This window comes from Kitasatospora sp. NPDC054795 (assembly GCF_053611565.1).
The window spans coordinates 1-5,656 of record NZ_JBSHAP010000245.1 but is presented as its reverse complement, the minus strand read 5'-3'; the positions used below and the strand labels follow the sequence as shown (position 1 = coordinate 5,656).

The window sequence follows — 5,656 nt, the reverse complement described above, 5'->3', positions numbered from 1 at the left end:
CCACCCTCACGGGTGGCCGGCCCCGGTGCCGGGCGCCGACGTCTTTCGGCGGGTGGCGGCACGCCCTCGGGGGCCGGTTCGGGGGCCGACCGGCCCCGGCGGCGCCCGGTTTCGGACGCCTTGTCGGACTGCGCACACATCTTCGAAAGAAGGCGCCGCCCTACCGGCACAAGGCCCGGTATGGTCTGGGGTAACCGTGGACGCGGGGTATCGGAGTCCCCTGCGCGAGGAGCCCCCAACGTGCTGATCACCCATGACACCGAGTGCGCGCTGAGCCTCCTCGTGGAGCTGCTCAACACCGCACCCGAGGTGTGCGGCGCCGAGCGGCTGCCGGACGTCGCCGCGCTGGACGCCTTCGTGGTCCGCCGGGAGATCAGCGAGATCGACTCGCTGACCGAGGACGACCTGCGGCGGGTGCACGAGCTGCGCACCCGGCTGCGCGAGGTGTTCGCGACGGAGTCCACCGCGCAGGCCGCGGAGCTGGTCAACTCCATCGTCGCGGCCGCCGGGACGACGCCCCGGCTGACCAACCACGACGACCACGACTGGCACATCCACTACTTCGCACCGCACGCCGCCCTCGGTGACCACCTGGCGGCCGAACTGGGCATGGCGCTGGCCCTCATCCTCATGGCGGGCGAGCGGGAGCGGCTGCGCCGCTGCGAGGCGCCGGACTGCGCGCGGGTCTTCGTGGACCTCTCCCGGAACCGCTCGCGGCGCTACTGCGACAGCCGCACCTGCGGCAACCGGCTGCACGTCGCCGCCTACCGGGCGCGGCAGCGGTCGGCGGAGGCCGTCCCCTCCGCCTGACCGGCCGGTCCTCCCGTTCAGATCCCGCGCTTGCGGAGGATCTCCTCGATGTCGGCGAAGTCGCCGAGACCGTCCTCCCGCTTGCCCGCGGCCGGCTTCTTCGGGGCCCTGGGCGTCGGCGCCACCGCCGGACGCTCGGGCGCCGGCCCGGCCGCGGCCGGGCGCTCCGGGGCGCTCTCCACCGCCGCGCCGCCCCGGCGGCCCACCCAGCGGGTGGTGACCAGCAGCACAGCCGAGACGCCGAGCAGCGCGATGCCGGTCCACACCCGCGGGTCGAGGACCAGCTTGGTCGCCCAGTCGGCGAACTCCCGGCCGATCGTGCTCGCCAGCGGGAACAGGCCGGTCAGATAGAGCCCGGCGGGCAGCAGGGCCACCGCGAACCAGCGGGTCGCCGACAGGAAGCGCCGCCGGTAGGCCCGCAGCCCGGCGAAGGCCACCCCGCCCGCGGTGAGGACGAAGCTGATCGCCGCGCTCAGCACGGTGCCACTCCTTCGTGTCCGGTCGTCCTGGTCATCGGTGCCTTCCTCTCGGTCCGCCCTCGGGCGCACCTCCGGCCGGAGCGGGCGCCCACTAGTGGAACACTGGGGGAATGATCGATGGTTCCCTCCCCCGCCTCGAGTTCTGGTGCGACCTCCAGTGCCCGGACTGCCACACCGCGCTGGACGACGTACGGGCGCTGCGCGCGCAGTACGGCGACGCGCTGCCCGTGGAGGTGCGGCACTTCCCGCTGGAGAAGCACAAGCACGCCTACGCCGCCGCGGAAGCGGCCGAGGAGGCGTTCGCGCAGGGGCTGGGCTGGCCGTTCGTGGAGGCGCTGCTGGCCCGTACCGCGGAGCTGGACGCGCGCGGGCAGCAGGTGCTGCTGGACGTGGCCCGGGAGGTCGGGGCGGACGTCGACGAGGTGGACACCGCGCTGATCGACGGCCGGCACATGCTGACCGTCGACGCCGACCAGGCCGAGGGCAAGGCGATCGGGGTCACCGGCACGCCGACGTACGTGATCGGCGGGCAGCGCCTCGACGGCGGCAAGAGCCAGGACGGGCTGCGCGAGCGGATCGTGGCCGTCATCGAGGCGGCGAAGGCTTCCTGACGACACGCCGGGTCACAGCTGCTTGCCGTAGACGCGCTCGGTGACCCGGTAGCCGATCGAGGTGTAGAGCCGGATGGCGACCTCGTTGCCGGAGAAGACGTTGAGGCCGAGGTTCCGCACCCCGGCGGCCAGACACTCGCGTTCGGCGAGCAGCATCAGCGTGCGTCCGTGTCCCCGGCCCTGGTGGGCCGGGGACACCTCGACCTTCATCACCCAGGCGAGCGGTTCGCCGTCCGGCAGGTCGCGCAGGCGCGGCTGCAGCCAGAGCAGGCCGTACGGCTCCTCCCCGCCGTCGGCGCCGTACAGGCGGCGCAGGACCATGCCCGGGGTCTCCGGGTCCGGCGCGGCCGGGTTCCGCGGCCCGCCGCCCGAGCGGGCGCGGGCCTGTTCCTCGGTGAGGCCAGAAGCCACCATCACGCGGACGTAGTCCTGCACGGACCGGTCGAACCAGTCCCGGATCTCGGCGCTCCGGTCGAACGGGCGCACGCTCAGCCCCGTGGGCAGGTCCGGGGCGACTGTCAACCGCTTGGACATGGCCAGGGCCCGCTCGGTGTACCCGAGCGTCACGGCGAGCCCCCGGGCCGCCGCGGCCGGCTCCGGGACACCGACGTCGACCCGGGTGCAGCCCCAGGTGCGCAGCACCTCCTCGGCGGCCAGCCCGCCGAACGTTCCCCGACCCCGGCCGCGCCCCTCGGTGATCTCCAACTCGGATATCCGGCCCCAGAGTTGATCGCCCTGCGGGTCGGCGGTGGTGCGCAGCGCGCCGACCGGGTGGCCGTTCGCGAGGATCAGCCAGCGTCTGGTGCGGCCGCCGGCCGCGGTGGGTGTCTCCGGGCCCTCGGGGCGCAGCGTGGTGGTCATGTGGTGGTCCCTTCCCCTTGCACGGGGGGTTATCCACGCGGCCGGTGCGCTTCCCCGGCGTTCTTCCGGGATGCTCTCCCGGACGGGGATCACGGGTCGAGGTCGTCGCCGCTGCGCTCGGTGAAGACGGCCATGGCCTTGGCGGTGACCGGGCCGATGCCGGGCAGTTCGCGGTCGTCGACGCGGGTGACGGCCTGGACGTCGCGGGTGGTGGAGGTCAGGAAGACCTCCTCGGCGTCCTGGAGGGCACTGAGCGGCAGGTCGGCCTCCTCGGCGCCGCACCAGTCGACGACGAGCTGCCGGGTGATGCCGGCCAGGCAGCCGGAGGCGAGGGCGGGGGTGAGCAGGCGGCCGCCGAGGACCACGAAGACGTTGGATCCGGTGCCCTCGCAGAGCCGTCCCGCGGTGTTGGCGAGCAGGGCCTCGGAGGCGCCTGCGCGGTGGGCGGCGGCCAGGGCGACGACGTTCTCGGCGTACGAGGTGGTCTTGAGGCCGGCGACGGCGCTGTGCTCGTTGCGGCGCCAGGGGACGACGGCGACGGCGGTCTCGTCGGGACGGTGGCCGATCGCGCTGAGGGCGACGACCAGGGTGGGGCCGGCGGTGCCGCGCTCGGAGCTGAGCGGGCCGTTGCCGCCGGTGTAGGTGACGCGCAGGCGGCCGAGCGGCGCGGGGTTGGCGGCGAGGACCCGGGCGCAGGCCTCGCGGACCAGGTCGTGATCGGGGTCGGCCAGGCCGAGGCCGCGGGCGGAGCGGGTGAGCCGGTCCAGGTGGCGGGTGACCGCGAAGGCCCGGCCGTCGACCGTCTTCAGGGTCTCGAAGACGCCGTCGCCGGTGGTGAGGCCGTGGTCGAGGACCGAGACGGCCGCGTCGGCGGAGTCGACGAGGGAGCCGTTGACCCAGCTCGTGGTGCGGTTGTGCATCGGGTGCTGCTCCTAGGCGGTGGGGGCGCAGGCCCCGGTCGGGTCGGATCCGGTGCCGGATTCGCCACCGGGTTCGCCGCCCGACGCTATCGCGACGAGGCGGGCGGCCTTCAGTTCGGTTTCGGCCCATTCCCGCTCGGGGTCGGAGCCCCAGGTGATGCCGGCGCCGGTGCCGAAGCGCAGAACGGGCGCGCCGGGGTCCGTCCGGTCGATCCAGAAAGTGCGGATGCCGACGGCGAGTTCGGCCTCGCCGCGGTCGGCGTCGACCCAGCCGACGGCGCCGCAGTACGGGCCGCGCGGCGCGGTCTCCAGGGCCTCGATGATCCGCAGGGCGCTGGACTTGGGGGCGCCGGTGACGGAGCCGGGCGGGAAGGTGGCGGCGAGGAGCTCGGGCCAGCCGGCTCCGTCGCGCAGGGTGCCCTCGACGGTGGAGACCAGGTGGACCAGGCCGGGGTGCTTCTCGACGGCGCAGAGGTCGGGGACGGTGACGCTGCCGGTCGCGCAGACCCGGCCGAGGTCGTTGCGGACCAGGTCGACGATCATCACGTTCTCGGCGTGGTCCTTGTCGAGGAGGTCGTCCTCGGTGCGGCCGGTGCCCTTGATCGGGCCGGAGGAGACGGTGCGGCCGGTGCGGCGCAGGTAGAGCTCGGGTGAGGCGGTGGCGATCTCGACGCCGTGCCCGGGCAGGCGGACGGTGCCGGCGTAGGGGGCGGGGTTGCCGTGGGCGAGGAGGCCGGTGAGGGCGTCGACGTCGCTGAGGTCCGGGTCGGGCAGCGGTGCGGAGAGCACCCGGCAGAGGTTGGCCTGGTAGACCTCGCCGGCGGCTATGTGCTCGCGGATGCGGCGGACGCCCGCGGTGTAGGCGGTGCGCTCGAGGGAGCTGTGCCAGCTGCCGGCCTCCGGTCCGCGCCAGCCCGCGCCGGAGGGCGGGGCGGGGGCCGGGCGGACCTGGTCGAAGCGGGCGCAGGTCAGCCGGCCCTCGAAGTCGTGGGCGACGGCCCAGTAGCCGGCGGAGTCCAGGGCGGCCGGGTCCGAGGTGACGTCGCGCAGTCCGGTGGCCAGGCGGCCGCCGAAGCGGGCGAGCGGGGTGCGGGGGTCGGGGTGGCCGGACACGGTTCTCCTGCGCGGTGGTGCTGGGCGGCGGTGCCTGAAGTGTAGGTCGGGGGCGTGGGCCCGGTCCGGTTCGCGCCCCGCGCACGAGCAGCTGCGTGCGTCACGCGGGTGTGCGCCGGGTGACCTGCGGATGATCGTCCGGGAGCGCCGCAGGTGGCGGCCGGTGGCCGTCCGGGAGCGCTGACGGGACGGCGCTCACCGGCCATCCCCTCGGCATGCTGCGGGAACGGATTTTTAGCTGGCCCGGGAATCCGCTAGAGTTCAACACGTCGCCAGGGAGCGCAGCCGAAGAAAAGCGGTGAAGCCCCCCGGAAGACAGGCGGACGTGGCTCAGTTGGTAGAGCATCACCTTGCCAAGGTGAGGGTCGCGAGTTCGAATCTCGTCGTCCGCTCGATGGAGAACAGTGTAAGATCGTTCTTCATGCGTTGCCTGGTGGAGTGGCCGAGAGGCGAGGCAACGGCCTGCAAAGCCGTGTACACGGGTTCAAATCCCGTCTCCACCTCCAAGAGGCCCCCCGGTTCGACCGGGGGCCTCCCCGCGCGATTAGCTCAGCGGGAGAGCACTACCTTGACACGGTAGGGGTCACTGGTTCAATCCCAGTATCGCGCACGTCGGACCCTTCGGGGTCTGCTGCAGGACCGCCACATCAGGCGCGATTAGCTCAGCGGGAGAGCACTACCTTGACACGGTAGGGGTCACTGGTTCAATCCCAGTATCGCGCACAGTAACGGGCCCTCCGGGGTCTGCTGCAACACCGCCGCACCAGGCGCGATTAGCTCAGCGGGAGAGCACTACCTTGACACGGTAGGGGTCACTGGTTCAATCCCAGTATCGCGCACGTCGGACCCTTCGGGGTCTGCT

6 protein-coding genes and 5 tRNA genes are annotated in these 5,656 nt (G+C 73.3%); 7 read left to right on the top strand and 4 right to left on the bottom strand.

Going from position 1 to position 5,656, the window contains the following annotated elements; translation table 11 throughout:
• Positions 1–240 precede the first annotated feature (240 nt).
• A complete protein-coding gene (locus tag ACWGJO_RS40795; protein ID WP_359915386.1) occupies positions 241–810 on the top strand; it encodes a CGNR zinc finger domain-containing protein in 570 nt (189 codons plus the stop codon).
• 17 nt (positions 811–827) lie between these two features.
• Here the strand turns inward: ACWGJO_RS40795 and ACWGJO_RS40790 are convergent, their stop codons facing one another.
• Entirely contained in the window at positions 828–1,289 is a 462-nt protein-coding gene (locus ACWGJO_RS40790) for a hypothetical protein (RefSeq protein ID WP_452190851.1), read from the bottom strand.
• Positions 1,290–1,399: 110 nt separating this feature from the next.
• Between ACWGJO_RS40790 and ACWGJO_RS40785 the strand changes: the two genes are divergently transcribed.
• Positions 1,400–1,900, top strand: coding sequence for a DsbA family protein (locus ACWGJO_RS40785; RefSeq protein ID WP_380359240.1), 501 nt, complete (start codon positions 1,400–1,402; stop codon positions 1,898–1,900).
• A gap of 12 nt (positions 1,901–1,912) precedes the next feature.
• On the opposite strand, the gene ACWGJO_RS40780 is transcribed toward ACWGJO_RS40785, so the two are convergent.
• The 3 genes from ACWGJO_RS40780 to ACWGJO_RS40770 all read right to left on the bottom strand — a co-directional run bounded on the left by ACWGJO_RS40780 (position 1,913) and on the right by ACWGJO_RS40770 (position 4,794).
• The gene (locus ACWGJO_RS40780; protein ID WP_452190850.1) at positions 1,913–2,761 is read right to left on the bottom strand and encodes a GNAT family N-acetyltransferase; all 849 of its coding nucleotides are present in this window, start codon (positions 2,759–2,761) and stop codon (positions 1,913–1,915) included.
• Between the two features lie 89 nt (positions 2,762–2,850).
• Complete coding sequence (locus ACWGJO_RS40775) at positions 2,851–3,681, bottom strand: aminotransferase class IV (protein ID WP_452190849.1); 831 nt, start codon at positions 3,679–3,681, stop codon at positions 2,851–2,853.
• 12 nt (positions 3,682–3,693) lie between these two features.
• Entirely contained in the window at positions 3,694–4,794 is a 1,101-nt protein-coding gene (locus ACWGJO_RS40770) for a chorismate-binding protein (RefSeq protein WP_452190848.1), read from the bottom strand.
• Between the two features lie 319 nt (positions 4,795–5,113).
• Here ACWGJO_RS40770 and ACWGJO_RS40765 point away from each other — a divergent pair.
• The 5 genes from ACWGJO_RS40765 (at position 5,114) to ACWGJO_RS40745 (ending at position 5,633) form a co-directional block, all read left to right on the top strand.
• Positions 5,114–5,186 (top strand) — tRNA-Gly (locus ACWGJO_RS40765).
• Positions 5,187–5,226: 40 nt separating this feature from the next.
• Positions 5,227–5,300 (top strand) — tRNA-Cys (locus tag ACWGJO_RS40760).
• 32 nt (positions 5,301–5,332) lie between these two features.
• Positions 5,333–5,404, top strand: a tRNA-Val gene (locus ACWGJO_RS40755).
• 41 nt (positions 5,405–5,445) lie between these two features.
• A tRNA-Val gene (locus tag ACWGJO_RS40750) sits at positions 5,446–5,517 on the top strand.
• Between the two features lie 44 nt (positions 5,518–5,561).
• Positions 5,562–5,633, top strand: a tRNA-Val gene (locus tag ACWGJO_RS40745).
• The last annotated feature ends 23 nt before the right edge of the window (positions 5,634–5,656 follow it).

Coding starts and splice junctions, on each gene's coding strand:
- ACWGJO_RS40785 (WP_380359240.1), top strand. CDS start 1,400: ATGATCGATGGTTCCCTCCCCCGCCTCGAGTTCTGGTGCGACCTCCAG.
- ACWGJO_RS40780 (WP_452190850.1), bottom strand. CDS start 2,761: ATGACCACCACGCTGCGCCCCGAGGGCCCGGAGACACCCACCGCGGCC.
- ACWGJO_RS40775 (WP_452190849.1), bottom strand. CDS start 3,681: ATGCACAACCGCACCACGAGCTGGGTCAACGGCTCCCTCGTCGACTCC.